We start from the raw sequence: 25,588 nt of genomic DNA, 5'->3' as shown, positions 1-25,588 counted from the left end.
TATATTTCATAAGAAATTAGGTTAAATGATATTGCGGTAATGAGTTTCAAGTGCATTGTTATGAGTTCTATTGATGAAATCTGTTACTTTTTCAATAAACAATTCAGGTTGTTCAAAATGGGGATAATGTGCTGATGAACGAAATTTTATTATTTTTTTATCGTCAATAAGTTTATGATGAGTGCTCCCATTCATTAAGTAATCGTGAAATCCAATAATAGAAATTCCATTTTGGCTTAATCTACAAGGATCAAATGAGTTATTATTAAAAATTTCATTTTTAAATGAGGAAACAATTTGAAAATAGGCTTCATCGTTATCTTTTACATTATGTTTTTGAGTTGTTTCATTCCACCAATGCATGGCTTTTTCATTGATCCAATAATATTTTTGTCTTTCTTGTTGACGTTTTATAAGATCGGGAAAAAGTGTTCTTATTTTTGGAGATAATTCGTAGGGTTCCCCTTCGTATTGCGATAAAACATCAACTGCTATTTGAAATTCTTTAGGATAGTTTTGTCTTAGGACAAGCATATCGAGAGCAAGTGAGGTATTTAAGGAGTCATTAGGATGAAGACTTGTTCCGCAAAGAATAAAGTCTAATTTAATATCAGAATAATTCCATAATAAGTCATAGACCAGGCGCGCACCATAACTATGGCCAAACAATACGGGTGTTTTTTTCAATGAAAATATTTCATATGTTGAATTAATAAGAAAATTTAAATCTTCAATGTTTTTTCTGTGAGTCAGGTGAGGCATATTATTGGATGTGCATGATGATCTTCCTGAGCCGCGTTGATCATAAGTGATGAAGCCTAAATTCGAATTTTTAAAGCATTTAAAATAATGAATACCTTCTTCAAAATCTTTGCAATGACTGCCTGGGCCTCCATGTACATAAAAAAGTGTATTGCCATTCCAGTTTTCTGGTTTATGAAAAGCAACATAAAGATCATTTAATTGAATTTCAGTTGTTTGCAAAATGAGTCGCCTCCTGCGGTTTTTTTAAGCACAATCCTTGTGTTTTTTTTATTAAAATTAAACTAGATATATCAATTAATATTCTCTAATAATTGATAAAAAATACTTATATTAATTTATTTTTAATTACGCAACATTAATTTTAGATAATTTATTTAATTTTAATAAAAAATGTGTAGTTTTTGATTTATATCATTTAATTCAGAGTAGCTTACCAATTAATAATAAAATGGTAAGGTGCTATATAAAAGAGATGTTTCAGCCATAAGTTCGGCAATAGGTCTGCTTGGAAATTCTATTTTCTCACCTTTTTTATGGCGCCAATTTGAACATGATTGGTTCACAATTTCTGATGAAGAATTTTCATATTTTGTTAGAATAATTCCCCATTCACTGGTTGGTATTGCATAACTCGACGCGCCAATTTGGGTATATTCGTGACTGTCGTCGATAATGGAATGTATTTGATTAAAATTTTTCACATCGGATTGACATTTTTTTATGAGAGCTTGGCAAAACTCATCGGCTTTTTCTTTATTCGCAAATTCTTTTTGAGCAATAAGATAATATTGTGAGTGGTTATTTGATTTTTCACTACCAGGGATCCAAATTCCTCCTTGATTAAAAATATTTTTATTAGGGTACGATAAGGAGCCGTTGACGTTCCAATTTTTGTCTGAAGGTTTTGCCCATTTTGTAGCAAAATTCTTTTTAGGATTGACGCAAAAGAGATAGGAGCCTCCCTTGTTAGTATGTAATGAATCATTATTCTTATATAAAGAACTATAGTGATTATAAATACCTGCATGGCTTGTTTGAAAAGTCATTGATGCACAAATAGAAAGCAAGGATATTTTTACTGTTGATATGATTTTCACAGACATTTCTCCAGAGTCATGATGTAAAGTTAACAAAATGGGATAAATAAGAGCTCACTTTTACTCGCAGAAAAAGTGAGCCGAAAATAATATATTAAATTTTATGAAAAAATCAAAATTTTAATTAATAAGTTTAATTTAATATAAATTATCAAAATTTAATTAAATATTTTGAGACTTTCAAGTTTAAAACCTAATTTTTTGTTAATTTGTAGTTGGGTATAGAGTTCATTTCTATGAATGAGTCATAATGATCTTTTGTGTACCATCTTTTGCCTGTATTTCTGTCAACGACAACACGTTTTGCGTCGCGCCCATTTTGGCCTTCGAAAGGAATGTCAATCTCATAATAATTTCCCCCTTCAGGCAGAGCTTTACTGTGATTTTTATATTTTTTTATATTAGTTGATGAAAAATTAATATTATCAGAGTGTTCATATGCTCTATAAGGGATGTCTGGCTTACTTTGAACTAAAGTAAATCCGTCTGCATCAACAACATTTTTTCTATTAAATGAGGGTTTCGGATTTTCTTTTGTTCCACTTGGTTTTACAGAAGGAACTTTAATTCCTTTTGCTGTATTGGGCTTTGATACAATACCTACGCCTTTTTCTGGGAAAGGTCCGCTGGCAACGGTATCAATTACGAGATCGCCGAGAAAGGCTCCAATGCTTGATCCTTCTTCTGCAAGCAGAGAGAGACCTTCTTTATAATCCCAATTGGGACACACAATATTATCGGCAGCAATATATCCCCAATCCGTTGCTGCTAAAGAATGTGATGCGGCACCAACAAATTTATATTCGTTGCCAAATGAGCTTTGGCACGTAGTAATTAATTTACGACAAACTTGAACAGATCTTGAATGGTCATTATCGTTAATTGTATGAGGTCTTTGATTAAAATCGTTTGCACTTGCTCTTTTGTTACGTGATTTAGATTCGGATAAGTCAATAGATAACGCGCTATGAAGTTGCTTTGGCGCATTTACAATATATAAACTTCCTTTTAGCCAAAAACCGTTTTCATCAGGTGGTGCCCAGGAGTCATTGTTATTTTGATTGGGGTTTGCCCATTTAGAATCACCATTTTCATTAGCGCAAAATAAGTAAGATCCCGCAAATGAAAGTTGATGAGCAATTAGAGAAATAAATACTAATGAAAATTTTGTAATATTTTTCATATCATTTTACCTATGATTTTTTATTTATTAATAATTATTTGTGATGATATTTTTTTAATATTTTATTTTTTCTAAATAATAAATTACAATCGTTCGATTTTATGTTTGTAACTTATTATTAGTGATGTGATTTAATTTCCGATAAAAAGCATAAAAATTTAATTATTATGAATAAATATCTTGTTATATATCATGATAATATAGCAAGGATATTATTGTTTAATAACCTTATCCATCGTCCATGAATTGGATATTTAAATTCCATAAATTTATTGGAATAAAATTTAAATACTTTATTATTAAATTTTAGTCAATTAAAATAAGCTTTATTAAGGGTTTTTAATGAATTATTAATAAAATTTTAATGTTCATAGTTCGGTTTTATTTTTTTCATTAATTCGTCATTGTATTTTAATCAAATGTTAATATTTAGGGATATTTTATTTTTATATAAGGATTTATTATTGTTGATTTATTTATAAATGAGGGATTTTGAAATGAGGGTCGGAAGAAGTGTAAATGATATTACTTTGCAATAAGATTTAATTTTAAAAGAATTTCCTTTAACTTTTCAAAGTTTCGCAAGATTAAAATGATTTCTCCATTTTCAACAGTCCCGCCACAAGCTAACGTGGTTTTTAATTTTGAACATAAAGTTTTTAAATTTTCAGGATTTTTTGCAAGGTCATCAGCAAAATTAAAAAGTATCGCAACGGGTTTCCCTGCGCGCCCTTTGCTCTCTTTTCGAATACTCACTTTTCCTTGGATTTCACCAATTGGTAATTTTTGAGGGGGAGAAGAAGCAGGTGTGTCAGCTCCTCTCAGGGCAATGGGAGCTTCCTCGTGAAGGGAGGCAAGTCCTCCTTGCCATTCTAGCTTTATAGGTTTTGACTTTTTCTTTTCTGACATGATTTCTCCATATCGAGTCAGTTGCTAATTTGTATGGCGGCTTTTTTTCTTCACAAATCAGCAAACTGCATGTACAACATACCGTCATCTATGTCCTTCCTTATTATAGAAATTATAGGGAAGGCTATGAGCTTCTTCCTTATTTTTTGGAGTGTATTATGTCAGTAAATCCATGGCACCCTTGGCATTCTGTGAGCGTGGGTGAAAAAGCCCCATCTATTGTGACTGCAATTATTGAAATCCCGCGCGGATCTAAAAATAAGTATGAAATAGACTCCAATTCGGGTCTGCTTTTTCTTGATCGTGTGCTTTCAAGTCCTATGTTTTATCCAATAAATTATGGCTTTATCCCTCAAACTTACTGCGACGACGGTGATCCCCTTGATGTTATGGTTATAGGTCAGGAACCTGTTCATCCTTTAAGCATGATGGATGTCAAAGTCATTGGTTGTATGAAAATGGTTGATGGGGGAGATGCTGATGACAAAATCCTTGCTGTGCATGCGGCTGATCCTCAATTTAAGCATATTAATGACCTTAAAGAAGTTGAGGTTTCAAACCCTCATTATATTAAAGAAATTGAGCAATTTTTTAGAACATACAAGCTTCTTGAAAATAAAAAAGTAGAAATTGTCGGATGGTTTGGAAAAGACGAAGCAGAAAAAATCATTAAAGAAAGTATCGATTTCTACAATCGCAATAAAGAAATGTTAAAGAAATAAATTTATTTATATCTTTCTCAAAATCCTTCTCATTTTATAAAAATAATTGAGAAGGATTTTTTTTATTCTTGTGTGGTTGACTCCTGATTTCAAGAAAAGGATTATGAGCCTTGCTGCATAAAAATCTTTAAATATTAGGGAGAGAGCCTATGTCTACAACTGAAAAATTAAAAATGACCCCCCTTTATGAAGAGCATGTGTCATTGGGTGCAAGAATGGTTCCCTTTGCGGGTTGGAATATGCCCGTCCAATATTCTGGGGTTGTAGATGAACATAAATGTGTAAGAAACTCAGTAGGTTTATTTGATGTCAGTCATATGGGTGAATTTAATGTCACGGGGCGTGGTGCTCTTGAATTTTTACAAATGATGACCATTAATGATGTGGCAAAAATAAATATAGGACAAGCGCAATATAATGCCTTTTGTTACGATAATGGAACTGTTGTCGACGATATTATTATATATAGAAGAGGTTTTGATTCCTTTTTTCTCTGTGTCAATGCGAATAATATTGAAAAAGATTTTGCTTGGCTTAAAGAACACTGTCCAAAACAAGGCGTTATTCTTGAAAATATGAGTGATGATTATGCGCAAATTGCCATACAAGGACCTAAAAGCCGTGAACTTATTGCAAAAGTTGTTGATGTTAAAATAACTGATTTGGCATATTATCATTTTACCGAAGGAAAAGTATTAGGCACACCAGCTATTATTGCGCGTACAGGTTACACAGGAGAGCTGGGTTATGAATTGTACTTTCCCGCATCAGTTGCTTCCAAAATTTGGAAAGGCTTGCTTCAAATTGGCCAAGATTATGGTGTGAAACCTTGTGGATTGGGTGCACGTGATACTTTGCGATTGGAATGCGGCTATTTGTTGTATGGAAATGATATGGATAATACGACAACGGCTCTTGAATGTGGTTTGTCATGGATTACAAAATTCGATAAAAATTCATTTATTGGAAAAGACATTTTACTAAGACAAAAAGAAGAAGGATTAAAAAAACGACTTATTGCATTTGAAATGCAGGACAAAGCAATTGGTCGCCATGGTTATAAAGTATTTTCTGCAAAAGAGAATGGGAATGAAATTGGCTTCATTTCAAGCGGCAGTCCCTCCCCTACATTGTCTAAAAATATTGGAATGGCATATGTTTCATCAGAAAATGCTAAGTTGGGTTCAGAAATTTGGATAGAAATTCGTGGAGAAAAAAAATTAGCAACAGTTGTCAAAAAGCCTTTTTTTGTTCATGGTAGTGTGCAGGGATAAAGTATTTGTTATATGTTTAGAAGGAGAAAAATATGTCTTATCCAAATGAATTAAAATACACTAAAGAGCATGAATGGATAAAAATTGATGGGAAAAAAGCATCCATTGGTGTGACAAAGTTTGCAATAGATCAGCTTGGGGATGTCGTTTTTTTAGAGTTGCCTAAAGTAGGAACAAACTTCAACGCAAACGATGCTTTTGGTACCATTGAATCTACCAAAACAGTGAGTGAGCTTTATGCTCCTGCCACTTGTAAAGTTGTTGAAATCAATACAGCCATTGTCGATGCTCCAGAAAATCTTTCACAAGATGCTTATCAAAATGGTTGGTTGATCAAAGTAGAAATTGATCAAGTTCCTTCGGGATTACTGTCTGCCTCGGAATATGAAAAATATATTTCAGAAGGTGTATAAAAATAAATGCAAGTTAGAGGCGGGCTTTTAAAAACCCGCCCTTTTTTTTAAGAGGGAAATAAAAATGTCTGCACATCGTTTACTTCCAACCACTGAGCAAAATAAAAAAGAAATATTAGCAGCATGTGGTGCGAATAATATAGAAGATCTTCTTATTGGTATTCCCGAAGAAGTCAGATTAAAAAAACATCTCTCTATTGGTGATGGATTATCTGAAATTGAAATTAAAAGAAAAATTGCAAATATAATTAAAAATTCAAGAAACAAAAAATCGGCTTTAAGTTTTTTAGGCGCCGGTGTTTATGATCATTTTTGTCCAGCGGCTGTAAATCAATTGACTTTACGAGGTGAGTTTTTAACTTCATATACACCCTATCAGCCAGAATTTTCACAAGGAACGTTGCAATCTTTATTTGAATTTCAAAGTATGATCGCAGAAATATTTAGCATGGAAATTTCCAATGCCTCTCACTATGATGGTTCAACAAGTATGGCAGAATCCGCTTTAATGGCCATGCGCATTAAAACAAATAGAAAAAGAATATTAGTTTCATCGGGAGTGCATCCCGAATATATTGAAGTTTTAAAAACTTATTTAACAAATTTAGGTATAGAAGTAACTGTAATTCCTAGAACAGACGATGGTAAAACATCCTTAACGGCGACGAAGTCATTATTAAGTGAGGATGTGGCTTTGCTCATTGTACAAAGCCCGAATTTTTTTGGTTGCATAGAAGATATGCAAGAATTCTCTCATTTAGCACATTCAAAAGGCACTTTATTTTCTGCTAATGTAACAGAACCCTTAAGCTTAGCATTGCTGCAAACTCCTGGAGAATATGAAGCTGATATTGCGACGGGAGAAGGACAAAGTTTTGGTCTGCCACAAAGCTTTGGAGGCCCTTATTTAGGTCTTTTTACAACACGATTGGAAAATGTAAGACAAATGCCCGGCAGACTTTGTGGTGAAACAATTGATGCCAAGGGAAAAAGAAGTTATACCTTAACATTAAGCACACGAGAGCAGCATATAAGAAGAGAAAAAGCCACATCAAATATTTGTACAAATCAAAACTTATGTGCTCTATGGTCTACAATTTGGCTTTCCTTGGTAGGAAAAAATGGTTTTGTAGAGCTCGCCGAGCAAAATATTGCCAAAACAGAGTATGCCAAATCTGAACTTACGAAATTAGGTAAAGCAAAATTAAGATATCAAAAATCACAATCATTTAATGAATTTGTTTTAGATTTAAATATTTCTTCGCAAGAATTTATAAAAAAATGTATTGAAAATAATGTGGCACCTGGTGTTTCTTTACAAAGATTTTTTTCTGAAGATAAAAATGGTCTATTAATTGCAATTACTGAAAAAAAATCTCGTGAAGATATCGATATTTTATGTGATCTTTTAAAAAGATTTGGATGAGGTAATACACAATGGAATTTTTAAATAAAAATACTGGCAATACTGTTGTTTTAGAAGAAGATCTTTTGTTTGAACGTTCACATACGGGAGCATGCGGTATTGGGTTACCTAAACTTGATGTCCCTGCAATAAATATACAAAAATTATTTCAAAATAATTTAAGAAAAAATAAAGCACGGCTTCCTGAGCTATCAGAGCCAGAAGTTGTACGCCATTTTACAAGACTTTCTACTTGGAATTGTGCGATTGATTTGGGTATTTATCCCTTAGGCTCTTGTACTATGAAACACAATCCCCGATTAAATGAAGAAGTGGCGCGCAGTTCTGAAATTTGTGAATTGCATCCTTACGATCCTCTAGAATGGTCTCAGGCTCATTTGCAAATTATGTACGAGCTGCAAGAAGATTTAAAAAATATTACAGGAATGCCTGGTGTTTCGTTACAGCCCAGCGCAGGAGCGCAAGGGGAATTTACAGGATTGTTATTAATTTCTGCATATCATAGGAATAAAGGGAAAAATAGAAAAACAATTATCACCGCAGATACTTCTCATGGTACAAATCCGGCAAGTGCGGCCTTAGCCGGGTTTAATATTGTTCAAGTAGCAACGGGCTCTGATGGTTATGTTACTTTAGATTCTGTTAAAGCGGTTTTGAATGATGATGTGGCAGGTATGATGTTGACAAATCCAAATACGCTAGGATTTTTTGAAAAAAATATTTTGCAAATTGCTAAATTATTACATGATAATGATTCACTTTTATATATAGATGGCGCCAACATGAATGCGGTTCTCGGCTTAAGTCGTCCAGGAGATTATGGAGCCGATGTCATTCAATTTAACTTGCACAAAACATTTACAACCCCGCATGGAGGTGGTGGTCCCGGAAGTGGACCAATTGCTGTAAGTGAGAAATTGTTACCTTACTTACCTATCCCTCGTGTTGAAAATAGCAATGGAAATTATTCATTAAATTATTCTTTTTCTAAATCCATTGGACGCGTAAAAGCTTTTTATGGAAATTACGGAATGTTTATTCGTGCGTGGTGCTACATTAAAGCTTTAGGTGATACTGGATTACGTCAGGTGAGTGAAAATGCTATTTTAAATGCAAATTATATCAAATCACAATTAAAAGATGTTTTACATATTCCCGTAGATGGAAATCATTTGCACGAAGTGGTTTTTAACGATAAAAATTTAAAAGATAAAGGATGGGACACTTCTAAAATTGCAAAAGCATTAATTGACTACGGCATTCATCCGCCTACAGTGTATTTTCCTCTTTGTGTGAAAAATGCTTTGATGATTGAGCCCACAGAGACGGAAAGCAAAAGTGAGCTTGATCGTTTTGTAGCATCATTGAAGGAAATATTATCAAATGGTGATTCTTCTGTTATTTATCCCAAAAGAGTTTTTAGGGAAAAAGTAGATGAAACAAAGGCGGCAAGAGAGTTAAAATTGACATATAAATTTAAGGATTAACTAAAAAATCCTTAAATCATAAAGAAGTTTTTGAATTTGAAGGAATTGAATCCAATCCTGAATTTGATACCCTTATGAGGGCTCTGTAAAACAAGGCTTTCTGAATATAAAATTGCAAAAAATGAGTTGAAAAGAATGGCAACTAATGTTATGGAATCTACAAATCATCAAAAACTAGGAGAAAATAATAAAATCGGAGAGCAAGAAATTCTTGGAATTTTAGAAATTTCATAGCCAAAATTATAAAATAAAACCGATATTTTTTAAAATGTTTTCCATTGTAGAGTCTATGATTTCTCTTTCATTAAAATATTTATCTAGATAATTTTCAATATTGTTGTTGATTTTTGCACAAGTATATTTTTTATTTGTAGAAGCATAAAGTAATTTAATGCTTGATTGATTCATATTTAAATTTTTTTTAAATTGAAAAAAATAGTTACAATTTTTGGGGTAATTTATTATTGTCCAATAGTTATTGAAGAGATGATTGAATTTAATAATTTTAATTTTAAGATGTGTGCTTTCACAAATGTTAATCATTTTAAAAATAATTGCGTTTATTTCGTGTATTAAACAGTATTTAATAATACTATTATTTAAGTAATTAATATTTTTTATAAATAAATAAAATGATTCTTCAATGGTTATGCCTTCAGGAGATTTTATATTTTCAAGGTAATTATTAAATTCATGGCTTTCATAAAATTCGAAAATAATATCTATTTTATTAATATGCAAAATAGATTGCAAATAGTAAAATGTTTTTGGAAATGAGTCAATTAATATTTTTATTGAATTATCTTCGATTGGCATGATTTTTACCTTTTATTTTCAGATTTAAAAATAAATATTTTGATAATAAAATTTTCTAATGTATTTAAAGCAATATTTTTGTAAATAAATTATGAATAGAAACGTGAAGTTGGCTTAATGCAACTTTATGTTTCTATGTACAGATTTGAATACGCATTGTCAACCATGAATTATTTTCTAATAAGAACTATATTAATATTAATATAGATCAAAATGATAATGATATATTTAACTAAAAACATTTTATTTTTAAAATACAAATGCGTTTTATTTATTTAAATACAAATGTTAATAGTATTATAAATAATTCAAAGTTAATGGTAAGCAATTTTATTAAGCTTACTCCACATTCTGTAGCGAGGGTTTAAAATTTTCTTTATCAATAAACTGCTTGAATTGTTGTGCTTAAGCGCAGTATTAAGCTAAAAGGATTTTGATCTGTAGAACAAAGATTCAGCAAGGAGATGTCTCATGAATTCAAATATTTGGCATAGTATGAAAGAATTTGTTGATATTAAGTTAGAGAGAACGGAAGATGGTATTGCAAAAATAACAATTAATAGGCCACACGTCAGAAATGCTTTTAGACCAGAAACAGTAAAAGAGCTTCTTGAAGCTCTTGAAATCTGTAGAGATCATTCAAAAATTGGAGTGATTATTTTAACAGGTGAAGGTAAAGAAGCTTTTTGTTCCGGTGGAGATCAAAAAGTAAGAGGCCACGGCGGCTATGTTGGTCAAGATGGCATGCCGCGTTTAAATATTTTAGATGTGCAAAAATCTATCCGCTCTATGCCGAAGCCTGTTGTTGCTATGGTAGCAGGATATGCCATCGGTGGCGGTCACGTTCTTCACGTTGTTTGTGATTTAACTATTGCGGGAGATAATGCCAAATTTGGGCAAACGGGCCCTAAAGTAGGTTCCTTTGATGGCGGTCTTGGTAGCAGTTATCTTGCACGTATAATTGGACAGAAAAAAGCACGTGAAATATGGTTTTTATGTAGACAATATAGTGCTCAACAAGCATTGGATATGGGTCTGGTAAATCATGTTGTTCCTGTGGATGAACTTGAAACAGAGACATTAAAATGGTGTCGTGAAATATTAGAGCATTCACCTCTTGCGTTACGCTGTCTAAAAGCCGCTTTAAATGCAGATTGTGATGGGCAAATTGGATTGCTCGACTTTGCAGGCAATGCGACACTTCTTTATTATTTAAGTGAAGAAGCAAAAGAAGGTAAGGAAGCATTTATCGAAAAACGAAAACCTGATTTTAATAAGTTTGATAGATTTCCTTGATTATCAGTGATATTTTTAATGGATTTTTTTATGAATAAAATAATACCCTGGTTTTTAGCTTCTCGACCTAAAACATTAACAGCGGCTTTTACTCCTATTTTTGTCGGAACAGCTGTTGCTATGGTTGCGTTAAAACCTTCGGGAGAAAAAGTAAATTGGAATTTAAGCTTATTGGCTCTTCTTGCTTCTATATTTATTCAAATTGGAACAAATTTTGTTAATGATGCTCTTGATTTCAAAAAAGGCGCAGACAATGATAAGAGAATAGGGCCAAAAAGAGTCGCGCAAAGTGGTTTATTGACTCCGAAACAAGTCATATTTGGCGGATTTTTAAGTTTTTTTATTGCGATTTTATTTGGACTCCCTTTAGTTTTTCAAGGCGGAATTTTTATTTTAGCTATTGGTATTATTTCATTAATTTGTGGTTATCTTTATACCGGTGGTCCTTATCCCTTAGCTTATGTGGGATTGGGCGAATTATTTGTTATTTTATTTTTTGGTTTGGCTGCTGTGGGAGGGGTATTTTATATTCATACAGGATATTTTACACTTCCTGCCTTTGTTGCTGGGTTACAAATTGGACTGCTTGCTACAGTTTTAATTTCCATAAATAATTTTCGTGATTTTAAGGGTGATAAAACCGTTGGAAAAATGACTCTTGCGGCACGTTTTGGTAAAAAATTTGCACGGTTTGAAATAGTATCTTTATTTTCAATGACTTATTTGCTTAATATATTTTGGATTTATGAAGGACATAGGGCAGCGGCTCTGTTGTCTTTTTTGTCGTTGCCAATTGCAATTTTGGTAATAAATGGCATTCTATTTCAAGAGCCTTCAAAAATATTTAATAAATATTTAGGAATGTCAGCATTGGTGCAAATTATTTTTGGTATCTTAATGGGCATTGGATTTATAATAGGATAATTCAGATTGTGTACTTTATTTTTAATAATAAATTATATGAAAAACATACCGGTTATTCTTATTTCAAATCGCGATGAAGTGAAAAAACGTAGAAGTTCTCCTCTGCAAGGTTGGAATCAAAATTTTAATTATTATGGTAATTCCATTATTGCCCCTCGTGATGAAGAACAAAAAGGAACATGGTTTGCCTGTGAAAATCATTATATGGGTAAATGGGCAATTCTAACTAACATTAGAGATCCTTTATCGATTAAAAATGGTGTGAAATCTCGTGGAGAAATTATTTTAAACTATTTAAATTCATCTTTATCAGCCAAAGAATATTTAAAAATATTAAATGAGATTTCTCCTGAGTATAATTTATTTAATATTATTTTTTCAGATTCAAGTTCAATTTATTATTTTCATAGTAAGGATGGAGAGTTCAAAATATTGCATCACTATGGGGCTCATGAAAAAAAAATTTATGGATTAAGTAACGGTAAAATAGATTCTAATTGGCCCAAAGTCACTTTCACTAAAAATATTTTTGATTCTTTTTTATCGCCCTCTTCCGAAAAAAGTGCAGATTTTTATTGGAATTTTTTTAAAAAACAGATGACAAATCCAAATAAATATCCTATGTCAACTTTGCCCAATACAGGGGTTCCTGCAGAATGGGAAATGGTGTTATCATCACTTTTTATTCAGGGAGAAAAATACGGCACGCGATCGACCTTATTTTTTGGAATAGAAGCCAATAAATCAAGATTTCTTTATGAGCAAAATTACAGTATCAAATCTGAAGTGGATAATGAAAAAAAGATTGTTTTAAAATATCATGAAATTGCTTAATATAAATAGTTTAAAATTAAATATTGAGAATATTGAATATGCAAAATATAATTTAAAACCTATCTATGCTCTAAATGCAAAAGAAAACGGAGCTCAAGATAAAGAAGGAGCTTTATTAAAATTTGCATTTAGGGATGTAGGGTTTGGATATTCAGATTGTTTTTCTTGGGAGACATTAGGAGACATCCCCTTATCAAAGCAAATTGAAAATTTAGCAAGAGGCATCTATAATTCCCATCTCGAAAAAAGTCTTTTTTTTGCATACATAGATGCTCAATATCGAGCTTTAAAATGCAACATTTTTCAAGATATTATTTTGCCAAAAAATCACTATACTTGTGTGAATTTATTTAGCTTAAACGAGAAATATATTGAAAATTTAAATCAGCTTGGATTTTCGTTTATAAAATTAAAATGTGGAATGTCATTAGCCGAAGAATATATCCAAATAAAAAAAATAACACCACAGCTGAAGAATAATAATATCAAATTGCGTTTGGATTTTAATTCTACTTTAAATTTAAATCAGATAAATCATTTTTTAGAAAATATTAAGGATTGTTTAGACGTCATTCACTTTATTGAAGATCCAATTCCTTTTAACATAAACCAATGGGTAGAAATAAAAAATAAATTTCCATATTTGAATATGGCATTAGACAGGTTTTATGGTGATTTTAATAAGAATAATAATATAGTAGATTTTATAATTATAAAACCTGCTCTACAAAAAATAAATGATATTTTTAATTTGAAAGGTAAAAATTTACCTGTGCTTTTTACAAGTTATATGGACCATCCTTTTGGACAATTAACTGCTCTATATGAGGCCGCTTTATTTTATAAAAATAATATAGCTAATATAAATCAGTCTCATTGCGGTTTTTTAACGCACAATCTTTATGAGAAAAATATTTATTCAGAGACTTTTGAAATTCATGATACAAAACTTATTCCTTCTTTTGAAGGAACAGGGTTTGGTTTTGATGGTTTACTGAAAAATGAAGTTTGGAGGAGATTGTTATGAATATCAATTGGCAATCAGAACAATCGTATCTTTTTTTGAATCCAAGGACACTCTCTTATTTAAATATTGATTTTCCTAAAGTTATAAATAAATTTAATTTACAATCGCATATATTACTTGCTACTTCGGGTTCTACAGCAATCAATCCTGCTGATATCAAATTAGTTGCTTTAAAAAAATCGGCAATTTTAATTTCTTCTGAATCTGTTAATAAACATTTAAATTGTAATGCAAATGATGTCATTTTAAATCCATTGCCTCACTTTCACATAGGTGGTTTATCAACTTTTTCAAGATCCTATTTAAGTGGTGCCAAATTAATTAATTTATATTCTGAGAATATGAAATGGAATCCATTTCATTTCAAGAAAGAAATTGAATTAAATAAAGTTACCATCACTTCCTTAGTTCCCACACAAGTTTTTGATTTAGTACAAAATAATTGCTTGTGTCCGGCTTCCTTAAAAGCCGTTGTGGTCGGCGGTGGTTCTCTTTCTTATACTTTATATGAAAAAGCAAAATTTTTAGGCTGGCCTTTGCTACCAAGCTATGGAATGACGGAATGCTGTTCGCAAGTTGCTACAGCTGAAAGAGGATTTTTATGGAATTATAATTCTTTGCCTGAATTAAAAATTTTAGATCATATCTATATTCGAACAATGGAAAATGGAAAAATTTGTATTTCGGGGGATTCACTTTTAACAGGATATATTTTTCTAGAAAATGGCGAATTTACTTTTTTTGATTGTAAAAATAATTTTCCAGAAGATTCTTTTGATGAACAAAAATATATTTTGACTTCGGATGTAGGAAACATAAATAATTCCTACTTACAAATAATTGGTAGAAGTGACGACGTTGTAAAAATATCTGGTGAAAGTGTTTCTTTAAATAGGTTAGATAATATTTTAACTGATGTTAAATCTGATCTGTCTTTATGTGAAGATATGGCAATTATTTCTAAATCTGATTTTCGTTTGGAAAATAAAATTTGCCTTGTTTTAAATAATAAAAGTAAAAATAATGAAAATTTCAAAAATAGAGTTCTATCAGAGTTTAATAAAAGATGTTTTCCTTTTGAAAAAATCAAAGAAGTATATTATGTTGATCACATTCCAAGAACTAATCTCGGTAAATTAAAAAGAACACAATTGCTTTCAAATATAAATTTTATTTGCAATTCATAGTTTGGAAAATAAAAATGCGAAATAATCCTAAATTTATAATTATCGTTTTAGCAATTGGATATATGATAGATTTTTTTGATCTCACTATATTTGCTGCAGTTCGTATTCCTGCTTTGCAGTCCTTAGGTGTGAGCAAAGATGATTTTATGCAAGTGAGCTCATTAATGTTTAATGCGCAAGCTATAGGTCTTGTGGTAGGTGGTATTTTAAGCGGAATTTGGGCGGATAAATATGGGCGAATGTCAGCTGTTCGTGCAGGTATTATGCTTTATTCTATTGCTATTATTGCAAATGCTTTTGTAACCACTGTTCCGTTATTTGCTGCTATGAGATTTCTATCTGGTGTGGGACTAGCGGGTGAGTTTGCGGCGTCAATTACTTTGATTAGCGAATTATTGCCAGCTTCAAAACGAGGTATGACTTCAGGAATTATTTATTCTTTTGGCGTTTTAGGTGGAATTTTAGCTGCTTTAATCGGAAGCTTATTTCCTTGGCAGGTAATTTTTGTTGTCGGCGGTATTGCAGGTTTATTGTTGCTGTTGCTACGTTTTTCATTGATTGACTCACGTATCTTTCGTGACATAAAAAATAAAAAGCATATTACTAGGGGTAGTTTAAAATTATTAATTTTAAATAAAAAATCTTTTCTAAAATTAATTGCTCTTATTGCCATTCTTATTCCCTTTTGGTTTATGGCATTTTTTGTAAATTTTGCTCCTGAAATTGCAAAATCAATTGGTATAAAGGATGGAATAAGTCAAGGATTTTCTTTGGGCATATTTTTTGTTGGTTCTTTTATCGGTTCTTACTTTTTCCCATTTTTATCGCAATTAATTTCAAGTCGAAAAAAAGGAATTTTTATAGCGCTATTACTGATGACAATAACTGTCAGTTTATTTTCATTAGGGCATTATATTACAATTGAATTTTATTATTTTATTTTATTTTTAATCGGATTTATTAGCGGTTACCTTGGTTTATTTATGGTTTTTGCAGTGGAGAGTTTTGGTACCAACCAAAGAGCTATCGCTTCTTCTGTTATTTCTAATTTTGCGCGATGTTCACTCGTTTTTATGAATTCATTTATTCCTTGGATTTCAATGCAATTTAGTGCAATTTGGATTGGTTTAACTGTTGCTGCATCTCTATTTTTTTTAGTAGCCACATTTTGTCTTTTATTTTTAAAAGAAACAAATTCTTCTTCATTAGATTTTTATGAGGGAAAATTTTCAGATAATAATGATTTAAAAAGATTTTAGTTTTTTTATATAAGTAATTCTTTTTGAGCTTCGCTTACAAGTACTTTAGCTTGTGCAATACTTTCTAGACTTATTTCTTCCCCAGAAAGCAATATTGCTATTTCATTTAATTTTTCTTCATAATCTGCTTGAACAATTTTCGTGACCGTTTTATTGTCTTTAACTTCTTTTGAAACAATAAAATGATTTTGAGCATAACATGCGACTTGTGCCAGATGCGTTATGCACAAAGCTTGACGGGTTATTTCACCATCTGAGCTTTTGCAAAATTCAGAAAGTTTTCTTCCTACTTTTGCAGCAATATTACCACTTATGCCCGTATCAATTTCATCAAATACAAAAACACTCATGGCTTCCTCACCAAATAATACATTTTTAATAGCAAGCATGATTCTTGATAATTCTCCTCCACTGGCTATTTTTTCTATAGGTTGAGCTTCCATTCCTAAATTCGTACTCAAAAGAAATTGAGCTTTTTCAGATCCTGATTTTGCGATAGAATAAAATAATTTTAATGTTTTTTGAGAAATCGGAATTTGATTGAGTCCTGTAATTTTAGCAATGTCTAAATTATTTTGATTTTCCTTTAACTCACAAATAAATTTCGCTTTTGGCATACCGAGTTCAGACATTTCTTTTTGTACAGATTGAGAAATAAAATTTAACTTCTCTTGGCGTGATTTCTTCAATTCTTGTGATAATAAAATACAATGTTCCATGACTAGTTCACATTTTTGAGCCACATTTTTCATCTCATTTTCAATGCCTTCAGCTTTTGAAAGAAATTCTTCACATTTTGTTTTGTAACATTCTATGTCGTCAATTGTGGGGCCAAATTTGATGAGGAGTTTATTATATTCTTCAATTCTTTTTGTCGCTTGGTTGAGTTCTGTCTCGTCAATGTCAAATTTGTTTGAAGTTAACTCTATGCTATTATTAAGCTCTTCGAGAAGTGCAATAATACCATCAATTTGCTCAAGGTTTTTTATGACATCGGAATGTCCCGATATTTTTACAAGTTTTTCAATGTTTTTTCTACTGTATTTAAGTAGGTCTAAACAGTTAATATCACTATTGCATAAATTCATGTTGATTTCTGAACAAATTCTTTTTGATATATTTGCTTTGTTTCCTAATGAAATTTTTTCCTCAATCTGTTTAAATTCAACTTTTGAAATTTGTGCAGTATCAATTTGTGAAAGTTCAAATTCATATAAATTTTTTTCCCTTCTAATTAAATCTTGCTCAACTAATAAATTTTTTAATTGCTTAAGAAGTTCATGAGCCTGATTGAAATAATGAGAAAATTTTTTAAATGTGTATTGATTTCCAGAAAACTCATCCAGAAATGAAGTATGGGTTTCATTATCTAATAGTCTTTGATTTTCAAATTGACTGCTAATATCGATCAATTCACCCGAGATTAATTGCAAAATTTTTGAACTGACCAAATTTTCGTTAATAGTAGCTCGATGTTTGCCATTTCGTTGAATAAATCTTTTAATAACAATTTCATTAGGATCATCACAATAAAGTGGGATTCCTAATTCTTCAAGTAAATTATAAATTTGTGAGGAATTGTGGAGAGGAATAAATACCCCTGTTACTTGGGCGCTTTCGTGTCCTGTTCGAATGAGCGTTGTGTCAACACGACATCCTCTTAATAAGCAGAGAGCATCGACAAGAAGTGATTTTCCCGCTCCCGTTTCTCCTGTTATGACGTTGAGTCCTTTTTGAAATTGCACAGAAATGTTTTCAGCAATGGCAAGGTTTTGAATATTAAGCTGTTTTAACATCTATTATCCTTCAAAATTATGATGCTTATTATACAGTGAGAACATGTCATTGTCTTTACTGTATGGACGCGTTATATTATGAGCAAAAATCTTGCATAATCAATAAAATTTGCCATGATATGCTACTTGAGGTAGGGAGTCCTAGACTTTCTAAAGTCATGGTTGCTAGAGGAGAGTATAAGCATGGCAAAATATTATAAGACAGTTATGACCCATTTTTCGCGTTATCTTCCCCCAGGAAGAGTGACAAACGACGATCTTAGCAAACTTATGGATACAAACGATACCTGGATCACTGAGCGTTCGGGAATTAAAGAACGACGTTTTGTGGAAGAACCTACCTCAACTTCTGATCTTGCTATAGAGGCCGTTAAAAAAGTATTAACGGAATCTAAACTTAGTCCGCAAGATTTTGATTATATCATTGCTTCGACTCTCTCTCCTGACTTTTATTTTCCAGGAATTGCACCTATTGTGCAGCATAAGTTAGGTTTCCCAACCATTCCTGCCATTGATATTCGTGTGCAGTGTAGCGCATTTGTGTATGCGACACAAATGGCTCAGGCAATGATTCAAAGCGGTCAATATAAAAGAATTTTATTAGTTTTTTCTGATGTGCAAAGCAAACTTCTTGAATTAAATACCAACGGAAGAAATGTGGCTGTTTTATTTGGTGATGGTGCTGCTGCCGTTGTTTGTGAAGCTCAGGAGTGTTCTGAGTCCGAAATGCCACGTGTTGATAATCAAAGCTCAGGCGTGATTGACACCATTCTCGGAAGTGATGGAGTTGGTGCTGAATTGTTACTTATTCGCTCGCCAGGAACGGCGACCCGAGGATTTTTAACAGAAGAAACTCATGCCACTGGTGATTGGCACCCTAAAATGGAAGGCCGCGCCGTATTTAAGCATGCCGTGAACAGAATGTGTGAAGTAGCCGAAACGTTAATGAAAAAACACAAAATTACCGCAAATGATATTGCATGCCTTATACCTCATCAAGCAAACCTGCGCATTAGTGAAATGGTGAGAGAGAAAATGGAGCTTTCTCCTGATAAAGTCTTTAATAATATCCAGAAATATGGAAATACAACCTCGGCTACAATTCCCATTTGCATAAATGAAGCTCTTGAACAAGGTCGCATTAAAAGGGGAGACCTTATTTTAACTGTAGCTTTTGGTGCTGGATTTACTTGGGGTGGTAGTTTAATTCGTTTGTAAAATGGAGATATTAAGAAAAAATATATCATTATTTTTTTGCTTTATGATATATTTTTTCTTAATATCCCAAGTATTTTTCTGAAAATAAATTAAATAAATAACAGTAGCAAATAGTTCAATGAATTATTATGGATTAAGAGTGTTTGTCTAAATAGAAAAAATAGTCTTCCGGATAAAATTGTAGTGGATATTTATACAGGCAGCACTCAATGTGTTCTTCCATATTTGCGAATGGACATGTGCCCTGATAGTTAAATTTTTTATATTCTATACGATTCAAAATTTCGCATTTCGTTTCTTTCTTTAAAAAATTTAAATTATGTTTATTTGTTGCTTCTCCAATGCAATATTTAAATCCTTGTTTTTTTGCATGGTGAGATGAAATTTTATAAAGTGATTTTAGTAATCCTTGCCTTTGATATTCAGGAAGAACAGCGGTAAGTTTAGTATGTAAAGTTGTCTTTGGCAATACATTGAATTCATTTTCATGATTTAAATATATGGAATCAAGTAAATTAAAGATTATTTTTACTTTTTCTGTTTCGGGATGGAAGTTTAATTGATAAGAAGCATCAGACATAATGCGAGCAGCAACAACTTTTTGTGTTGCACTATCAATAGCAACCCACGATAAATTCTGTTTGGCTGCATGAATTAAAAGTTCATCAACAAAGGATGTGTTTTCTTCTTCATTGGTTATTAAGTATTTTCCCATAGGTTCACTATAAGTGAGGACATATTTTAAACACTGAGCAGTTTCAAAAAAATATTTATCATTAAGTAGACTAAAATCAAATTTATTATGATTCATAATAACTCCAAAAATTATTCTAAAATTAGAAAATCGCAATTTATTTTCCATTTTATACATTTAATTAAACAAAAATAATTAAAATATAAAAAGTAATTGTATATTATTTTTTTTGAATTTTAAAATACTTTTATAATATTTATTTTCATAGTATATTTTAAATACTATTTGTGAGATAATTGAATTCGTTTTTGACTTTAAAAGTTTCAAAACAAAGTAAATATAGAAAATGAATATACATTTTATAATACGGTTCTTTTTTGAGCAAATGATGTTAAGTTAATAATATTTAAAGGAGAGCAATTTTAATATGATTTTTATGCAGTTTTTAGTCATTTTAGGATGTCTCTTAATAGGAAGTCGTTTAGGAGGTATAAGTCTTGGTGTCATAAGTGGCGTCGGGCTTTTTATTCTCACATTTGTATTTGGCTTGAAGCCAGGAGATCCTCCTGTGGGTGTTATGCTCACGATCATCGCTGTGATTTCATGTGCCTCTGTTTTACAAACGGCAGGTGGTTTAAATGTGATGATGAAATTTGCCGAAAAATTGTTACGTAAAAATCCTTCTTATATAACAATATTGGCTCCCTTAACAACTTGGACTTTAACCGTTATTTGTGGCACAGGTCATGTCGTTTATACTATGTTTCCCATAATTTATGATATTGCCATTAAAAAAAATATCCGACCCGAGCGTCCCATGGCTGTTGCATCGGTGGCATCACAAATAGGAGTGTGCGCCTCTCCAATGTCTGTGGCCGTTGTTTCTATGGTTTCGATTTTAGCAGAATCTCATGGCATTGGGATTTCTGTAGGTTTAATTGATTTATTAAAAGTGGCTATTCCCTCTTCATTTATTGGCGTTCTTGTTGCCTCATTTTGGAGTTTGCGTCGTGGCAAAGACTTAAATAAAGACAAAGAATTTCAACAAAAATTAAAAGATCCGGAACAAAAAAATTATATTTATGGAGATTCGCAAGGCAGTCTGATAAATAAAAAATTTCCAAAAGAATCTTACTGGGCAACATGGATATTTATAGCAACAACAATTGTTGTTGTAATTTTTGGAGCCTTTGAAAATTTACGTCCGCATTTTATTATAGATGGAAAAACGCAAATTTTATCGATGAATTTAATTATTCAAATGATCATGTTGGTATCAGCATCAATTATGCTAATTATTTGTAAAGTTAAAGCTCAGGAAGTTCCCAGTGGTGCCATTTTTAAAGCAGGAATGGCTGCGGTATTATGCGTTTTTGGTGTTGCTTGGATGGCAGATACTTTTTTTGATGCACATTTTATATTATTAGAAAATAGTTTGATGGATATTGTTAAAATTTATCCTTGGACATATGCCATAGTTCTCTTATTTGTTTCTACAATGGTAAATAGTCAAGCAGCAGCCATCACCGCTATTGTTCCTTTAGGTATAAGCTTGGGAGTTGATCCTAAACTTATAGTAGCGTTTATGCCTGCTGCTTACGGGTATTATTTATTACCAACATACCCAAGCGATCTTGCTTGTATTGGATTCGATCGTTCTGGAACAACACGAATTGGTAAATATATTATAAATCATAGCTTTATTTTACCAGGATTTATTGGCGTGAGTACAAGTTGTTTCGTAGGATATTTATTAGTAAAAATTGCCTTTTAATTTAAATAAATTAAAATTTACCATGGATATTTCATCCATATCTATATTTTACAGTATTAAATTCTTTGGAATAAAATTAAAATATTTGATTTAAAATTTAATCTTTTTTCAATATACTTACGCACAGCAATTCTCAGTTCTTCTTTCAGTAGTTCTTCGCTAAAATTTCTTCTTTTTATGACAGCTTCATAAACACTTTTAAAAATGAGGGGAATTTTTTTGGTAAGTTCTTTTGGATCTAAAGGAACACCTTTTAAAGAAACTGATGCTTCCGAAATAATATCATAACCATTGCTCTCAAACACAAGGGAAATGGCAACAACACCTCCATGTATAAGCGCCACTCTTTCTTTATAAATTTGACTGGATTGTGAAAAAATTCCTCCAGGACAAACATAATCTCTTCCCGAAACAACAGTATCGACAACTCCCCTAATTTGAGGACCGACAACAACGACATCTCCGTTTTCTGCTAAAAAAGAATTTTCAGGAGCAATTCCGCATGAAATGGCAATTTCTCTGTGCTTTTTTAAATGACGGTATGTGCCGTGGACGGGTAAAAATGAAATAGGTTTGGCGACATTAATGCAGGTGATAAGATCTTCCTGGTACCCATGACCACTCACATGTATTGATTTATTTTCTCTGCCTGTGATGACTTGGCAACCTATTCTTGTAAATTGTGTGATTAGATTTTCAATGGGTTTTTCATTTCCTGGAATAATACGCGATGAAAAAATAATGGTATCTTCAGAATCAACTTTAAATTCTGAAACATTATTCCAAGCGAGACGATGAAGTCCAGCAAATGATTCTCCTTGGCTTCCCGTACAAAGAATACAAATTTCATGTCTGGGATATTTAGATATGTCTTGCATTTCAATAAAAATATTTTGTGAAAAATTTAATAAACCCAGTCGACTGGCTATTTCTGTGTTTTTAAGTAAGGATCTGCCAAATAAAACAATTTTTCTTCCTGTTAAATAAGCAGCTTCAAGGACACTCTGCAATCGCCAAATATTACTTGCAAAAGTGGCAATAATCACAATTCCCTTTTCTTTTTCAAGATAATCGATAATATGAGGTGAAACATCCGCTTCACTCATATCGGTTCCTATTTGAAAAGAGTTGGTACTATCGCTCATCATTAAAGTAACAGATTTGTTACCAATCGCTTTTTCAACATTTTTATGAGTCATGCTTTTTTCAGGAGGCGAATAATCAATTCTAAAATCGCCCATATGCAGAATATTTCCGAGTTTTGTCTCAAAAAATAAACCCGATGCATCAGCAATGCTATGATTGACAGGAAAGACTGTTACTTTCATATTTCTAAAATAAATGGGTTCAAAAAATCCCCAAGTATTAAAAATAGCATCAAATATATCTGCTTCCTCAAATTTTGATTTAATTAATTCAATCGTAAATTCTGTTCCATAAATAGGTGCTGGATATTTTTTAAATAAATAAGATAATGCACCAATGTGATCTTCATGTCCGTGCGTGATCAGCCAGGCATCGGGTTGAATATGATTTTCATCAATATATGAAGTGTCGGGAAGAATGAGATCGACTCCGAGTAGAGACGCATCAGGGAATAGGGCACCTGCGTCGATAAAAAAATATCTATCCATGACACAAAGAATTGTCATGTTCATCCCAATTTCTCCGCAACCGCCGAGTGGGATGATCTTAAGTGAAGAAGATTCCATTTATTTTCCAATCACTTTTTTTTAGTTACTACGAATTCAAAGGGATATGTGACAACGACAAATCCATTTTTTGGTTTGGGAAAGTTCCAAACCATAACGCGCGATTCAAGACACGCTATCAGATTTTTATCTTTCACGCTTGAATCAACAATGACGATATCTTCTGCTTTTCCATTGAGCGTAATTTTCCAGCTTAATGTTAAGTTTCCTTCTAATCCCGGCATCTTTCTAAGAGCAGAATTATAACACGAGCGAATTTCTTCTTTTTTATTAAAGATAACAAAGTCAACCATTTTATTATCAATGATAGCTTTGGGTGGTGGCAATGGGGGGATTTTAAAAATTCCGACGGAATAATATGCATTTTGCATCATATTAAAGAAATCTGTTTCATCAGCTTTCTTTTTATTAGAACGTCTAAAATCAGATGGCATAATAAGATCGTCACCCGAAATCCATATGACTGAGTTTGAAAATGATGTCAATTTCTTTTTTTCTGCTTTACTTGGTAAGGAAATATTTTTTAAGAATGATTGACGATAGTAAGAATCTTCTGCAAATTTAGCACTTCTTTCTGCTTCTTTATAATTTTTAAATTCAATATTAAAAGATTTATCTGGTTGTGGCCCTAACACTTGCCCCGTTGCAGGAGGATCCACAATGCCTGGTTTGCGAGCGCGATGTTGAGTTTCATAAAAATCTTTTAAGATGAGATGTTCTTCTTCCATATATTCTAAAATAGCATTGTCAGTATCATCTAATTGTTTTAATCGTTTTTTTAAAGTAACAAACTGAGATCCACCCTCTAGACCAGAAACAACTCCGGATATGGCAGGGTATGGTTTTAAAAATGAAAAATAGCGTGCAGCGAGAAATGAGACGCGATAGTCTTCTAATTCTTGATAATTTTTATATATCTTTTTTTCCCAATCTTCTAATTTAGCTGCAGGATCAATATAATTATGGGCATTATTTAAAAAAGGGATAATGGATTGAGTTGCTTTTCCTCTTTCAGCAAACTCCCATCTTTTTTGCAATTCATGAATCCAAAATATTGATAGTTTTTCATTTTCATTGGGGTCATATTTATTCTTAAAAACAAAAGGTAAGAGTCGAATGTTTTCTGGAGCAATAAATCGAACGGCAACTTCACTTGGTAAATTAATTAAACCAGTCAATGGTTCCATAGGAGCATTGAGAAGCCAAAATAAAACCGGAATAAATGTTAATCCTGTTGCAATTAAGCTGATGGGAATTACATTTCTTTCTATTGGAATATCATATTCGGGTAATTGAAAAATATTTTTTTCAATTTTTTGTACTTTAATTGGCTTAGGTTTAGGAAGTTCTTTTTCAATTTTAAATGCAATATCAAATCCATTAAATTGGATTTTTCCACGTGAGCCATAGTCTAAAGGAACAATCATGGGCTCTTCAATAGTCGACAATTGCAATAGAGCACCACGAGGTGATGTGAATTCTTTAAATGTTCCATATTTGTTACCTGTACTCATAAATCCTTCAAGTCTGGGATCGAGAATGATTTCGACTTTGCTCCTCCCTACTTTTAAAAAAGGTAATTCTAGAATTCCTCTGCTAAAGGGAATAAACAGTTCGCATTCTGGATTTCCACCCATTTTTATTTTTTTTGACAAAAAAGTGTTTATTTTAAGTTTTTTTTCTATTTGTAAAGCACCAGATTGAAATACTTGTATAAACAAAAACGAATTTGGGTTTAAAATTTTTTTATTTGTATTTTTTTTATAGCTCGCCAT

General features: G+C 31.9%; 22 protein-coding genes. 13 read left to right on the top strand and 9 right to left on the bottom strand.

Going from position 1 to position 25,588, the window contains the following annotated elements:
• Window positions 1–21 precede the first annotated feature (21 nt).
• The 4 genes from AXG55_RS13885 to AXG55_RS13870 form a co-directional block, all read right to left on the bottom strand.
• Window positions 22–984, bottom strand: a complete 963-nt coding sequence (locus tag AXG55_RS13885) for an alpha/beta fold hydrolase (protein WP_233231244.1) — start codon at window positions 982–984, stop codon at window positions 22–24.
• Between the two features lie 218 nt (window positions 985–1,202).
• Window positions 1,203–1,862 (bottom strand): hypothetical protein, encoded by a 660-nt coding sequence (locus AXG55_RS13880; protein WP_148698698.1) that lies wholly within the window; start codon window positions 1,860–1,862, stop codon window positions 1,203–1,205.
• 193 nt (window positions 1,863–2,055) lie between these two features.
• The gene (locus AXG55_RS13875) at window positions 2,056–3,045 is read right to left on the bottom strand and encodes a ribonuclease domain-containing protein (RefSeq protein WP_148698697.1); all 990 of its coding nucleotides are present in this window, start codon (window positions 3,043–3,045) and stop codon (window positions 2,056–2,058) included.
• A 525-nt stretch (window positions 3,046–3,570) separates the two neighbouring features.
• Complete coding sequence (locus tag AXG55_RS13870; RefSeq protein WP_148698696.1) at window positions 3,571–3,954, bottom strand: translation initiation factor; 384 nt, start codon at window positions 3,952–3,954, stop codon at window positions 3,571–3,573.
• A 158-nt stretch (window positions 3,955–4,112) separates the two neighbouring features.
• Between AXG55_RS13870 and AXG55_RS13865 the strand changes: the two genes are divergently transcribed.
• The 5 genes from AXG55_RS13865 (at window position 4,113) to gcvPB (ending at window position 9,276) form a co-directional block, all read left to right on the top strand.
• Window positions 4,113–4,676: an inorganic diphosphatase gene (locus tag AXG55_RS13865; RefSeq protein ID WP_148698695.1), complete on the top strand. Its 564-nt coding sequence runs from the start codon at window positions 4,113–4,115 to the stop codon at window positions 4,674–4,676.
• A gap of 149 nt (window positions 4,677–4,825) precedes the next feature.
• On the top strand, window positions 4,826–5,950 hold the full coding sequence (gene gcvT / locus AXG55_RS13860; RefSeq protein ID WP_148698694.1) for a glycine cleavage system aminomethyltransferase GcvT: 1,125 nt from the start codon (window positions 4,826–4,828) through the stop codon (window positions 5,948–5,950).
• 32 nt (window positions 5,951–5,982) lie between these two features.
• On the top strand, window positions 5,983–6,363 hold the full coding sequence (gcvH, locus tag AXG55_RS13855; protein WP_148698693.1) for a glycine cleavage system protein GcvH: 381 nt from the start codon (window positions 5,983–5,985) through the stop codon (window positions 6,361–6,363).
• 64 nt (window positions 6,364–6,427) lie between these two features.
• The gene (gcvPA, locus tag AXG55_RS13850; RefSeq protein WP_148698692.1) at window positions 6,428–7,789 is read left to right on the top strand and encodes an aminomethyl-transferring glycine dehydrogenase subunit GcvPA; all 1,362 of its coding nucleotides are present in this window, start codon (window positions 6,428–6,430) and stop codon (window positions 7,787–7,789) included.
• A gap of 11 nt (window positions 7,790–7,800) precedes the next feature.
• Window positions 7,801–9,276, top strand: a complete 1,476-nt coding sequence (gcvPB, locus tag AXG55_RS13845; protein ID WP_148698691.1) for an aminomethyl-transferring glycine dehydrogenase subunit GcvPB — start codon at window positions 7,801–7,803, stop codon at window positions 9,274–9,276.
• Between the two features lie 240 nt (window positions 9,277–9,516).
• On the opposite strand, the gene AXG55_RS13840 is transcribed toward gcvPB, so the two are convergent.
• Window positions 9,517–10,092, bottom strand: a complete 576-nt coding sequence (locus tag AXG55_RS13840; protein ID WP_148698690.1) for a hypothetical protein — start codon at window positions 10,090–10,092, stop codon at window positions 9,517–9,519.
• Window positions 10,093–10,563: 471 nt separating this feature from the next.
• On the opposite strand from AXG55_RS13840, the gene menB reads away from it, so the two are divergent.
• Genes menB through AXG55_RS13810 form a run of 6 tightly spaced genes read left to right on the top strand, consistent with a single transcriptional unit; the run spans window position 10,564 to window position 16,619 of the window.
• On the top strand, window positions 10,564–11,388 hold the full coding sequence (gene menB / locus AXG55_RS13835) for a 1,4-dihydroxy-2-naphthoyl-CoA synthase (protein WP_148698689.1): 825 nt from the start codon (window positions 10,564–10,566) through the stop codon (window positions 11,386–11,388).
• A gap of 30 nt (window positions 11,389–11,418) precedes the next feature.
• Complete coding sequence (locus tag AXG55_RS13830; protein WP_233231243.1) at window positions 11,419–12,312, top strand: 1,4-dihydroxy-2-naphthoate polyprenyltransferase; 894 nt, start codon at window positions 11,419–11,421, stop codon at window positions 12,310–12,312.
• A gap of 6 nt (window positions 12,313–12,318) precedes the next feature.
• Entirely contained in the window at window positions 12,319–13,146 is an 828-nt protein-coding gene (locus AXG55_RS13825; RefSeq protein ID WP_272866905.1) for an NRDE family protein, read from the top strand.
• On the top strand, window positions 13,133–14,173 hold the full coding sequence (locus AXG55_RS13820) for an enolase-like domain-containing protein (protein ID WP_148698686.1): 1,041 nt from the start codon (window positions 13,133–13,135) through the stop codon (window positions 14,171–14,173). Before AXG55_RS13825 ends, AXG55_RS13820 begins: the two co-directional genes overlap by 14 nt.
• Window positions 14,170–15,360 carry an AMP-binding protein gene (locus AXG55_RS13815; protein ID WP_148698685.1) on the top strand — a complete coding sequence of 397 codons (1,191 nt, stop codon included), beginning with the start codon at window positions 14,170–14,172 and terminating at the stop codon, window positions 15,358–15,360. Before AXG55_RS13820 ends, AXG55_RS13815 begins: the two co-directional genes overlap by 4 nt.
• 14 nt (window positions 15,361–15,374) lie before the next feature.
• A complete protein-coding gene (locus AXG55_RS13810; RefSeq protein ID WP_148698684.1) occupies window positions 15,375–16,619 on the top strand; it encodes an MFS transporter in 1,245 nt (414 codons plus the stop codon).
• 5 nt (window positions 16,620–16,624) lie between these two features.
• Here the strand turns inward: AXG55_RS13810 and AXG55_RS13805 are convergent, their stop codons facing one another.
• Window positions 16,625–18,415 (bottom strand): DNA repair protein RecN, encoded by a 1,791-nt coding sequence (locus AXG55_RS13805; RefSeq protein WP_148698683.1) that lies wholly within the window; start codon window positions 18,413–18,415, stop codon window positions 16,625–16,627.
• Between the two features lie 183 nt (window positions 18,416–18,598).
• On the opposite strand from AXG55_RS13805, the gene AXG55_RS13800 reads away from it, so the two are divergent.
• Window positions 18,599–19,633 carry a 3-oxoacyl-ACP synthase III family protein gene (locus AXG55_RS13800; RefSeq protein ID WP_148698682.1) on the top strand — a complete coding sequence of 345 codons (1,035 nt, stop codon included), beginning with the start codon at window positions 18,599–18,601 and terminating at the stop codon, window positions 19,631–19,633.
• 133 nt (window positions 19,634–19,766) lie between these two features.
• On the opposite strand, the gene AXG55_RS13795 is transcribed toward AXG55_RS13800, so the two are convergent.
• Window positions 19,767–20,444 (bottom strand): hypothetical protein, encoded by a 678-nt coding sequence (locus AXG55_RS13795; protein WP_148698681.1) that lies wholly within the window; start codon window positions 20,442–20,444, stop codon window positions 19,767–19,769.
• A gap of 310 nt (window positions 20,445–20,754) precedes the next feature.
• Between AXG55_RS13795 and AXG55_RS13790 the strand changes: the two genes are divergently transcribed.
• Window positions 20,755–22,101, top strand: a complete 1,347-nt coding sequence (locus AXG55_RS13790) for an anaerobic C4-dicarboxylate transporter (protein ID WP_148698680.1) — start codon at window positions 20,755–20,757, stop codon at window positions 22,099–22,101.
• A gap of 56 nt (window positions 22,102–22,157) precedes the next feature.
• Here AXG55_RS13790 and AXG55_RS13785 read toward each other — a convergent pair whose 3' ends face one another.
• On the bottom strand, window positions 22,158–23,813 hold the full coding sequence (locus tag AXG55_RS13785) for a ribonuclease J (protein WP_148698679.1): 1,656 nt from the start codon (window positions 23,811–23,813) through the stop codon (window positions 22,158–22,160).
• Window positions 23,814–23,824: 11 nt separating this feature from the next.
• Window positions 23,825–25,588, bottom strand: a complete 1,764-nt coding sequence (locus AXG55_RS13780) for an AgmX/PglI C-terminal domain-containing protein (protein WP_233231242.1) — start codon at window positions 25,586–25,588, stop codon at window positions 23,825–23,827.

The sequence above is a fragment of the Silvanigrella aquatica genome (assembly GCF_001907975.1).
GTDB classification, from domain to species: Bacteria; Bdellovibrionota_B; Oligoflexia; order Silvanigrellales; family Silvanigrellaceae; genus Silvanigrella; species Silvanigrella aquatica.
The sequence above is the reverse complement of the archived record's forward strand: the minus strand, read 5'-3'. Positions and strand labels throughout refer to the sequence as shown.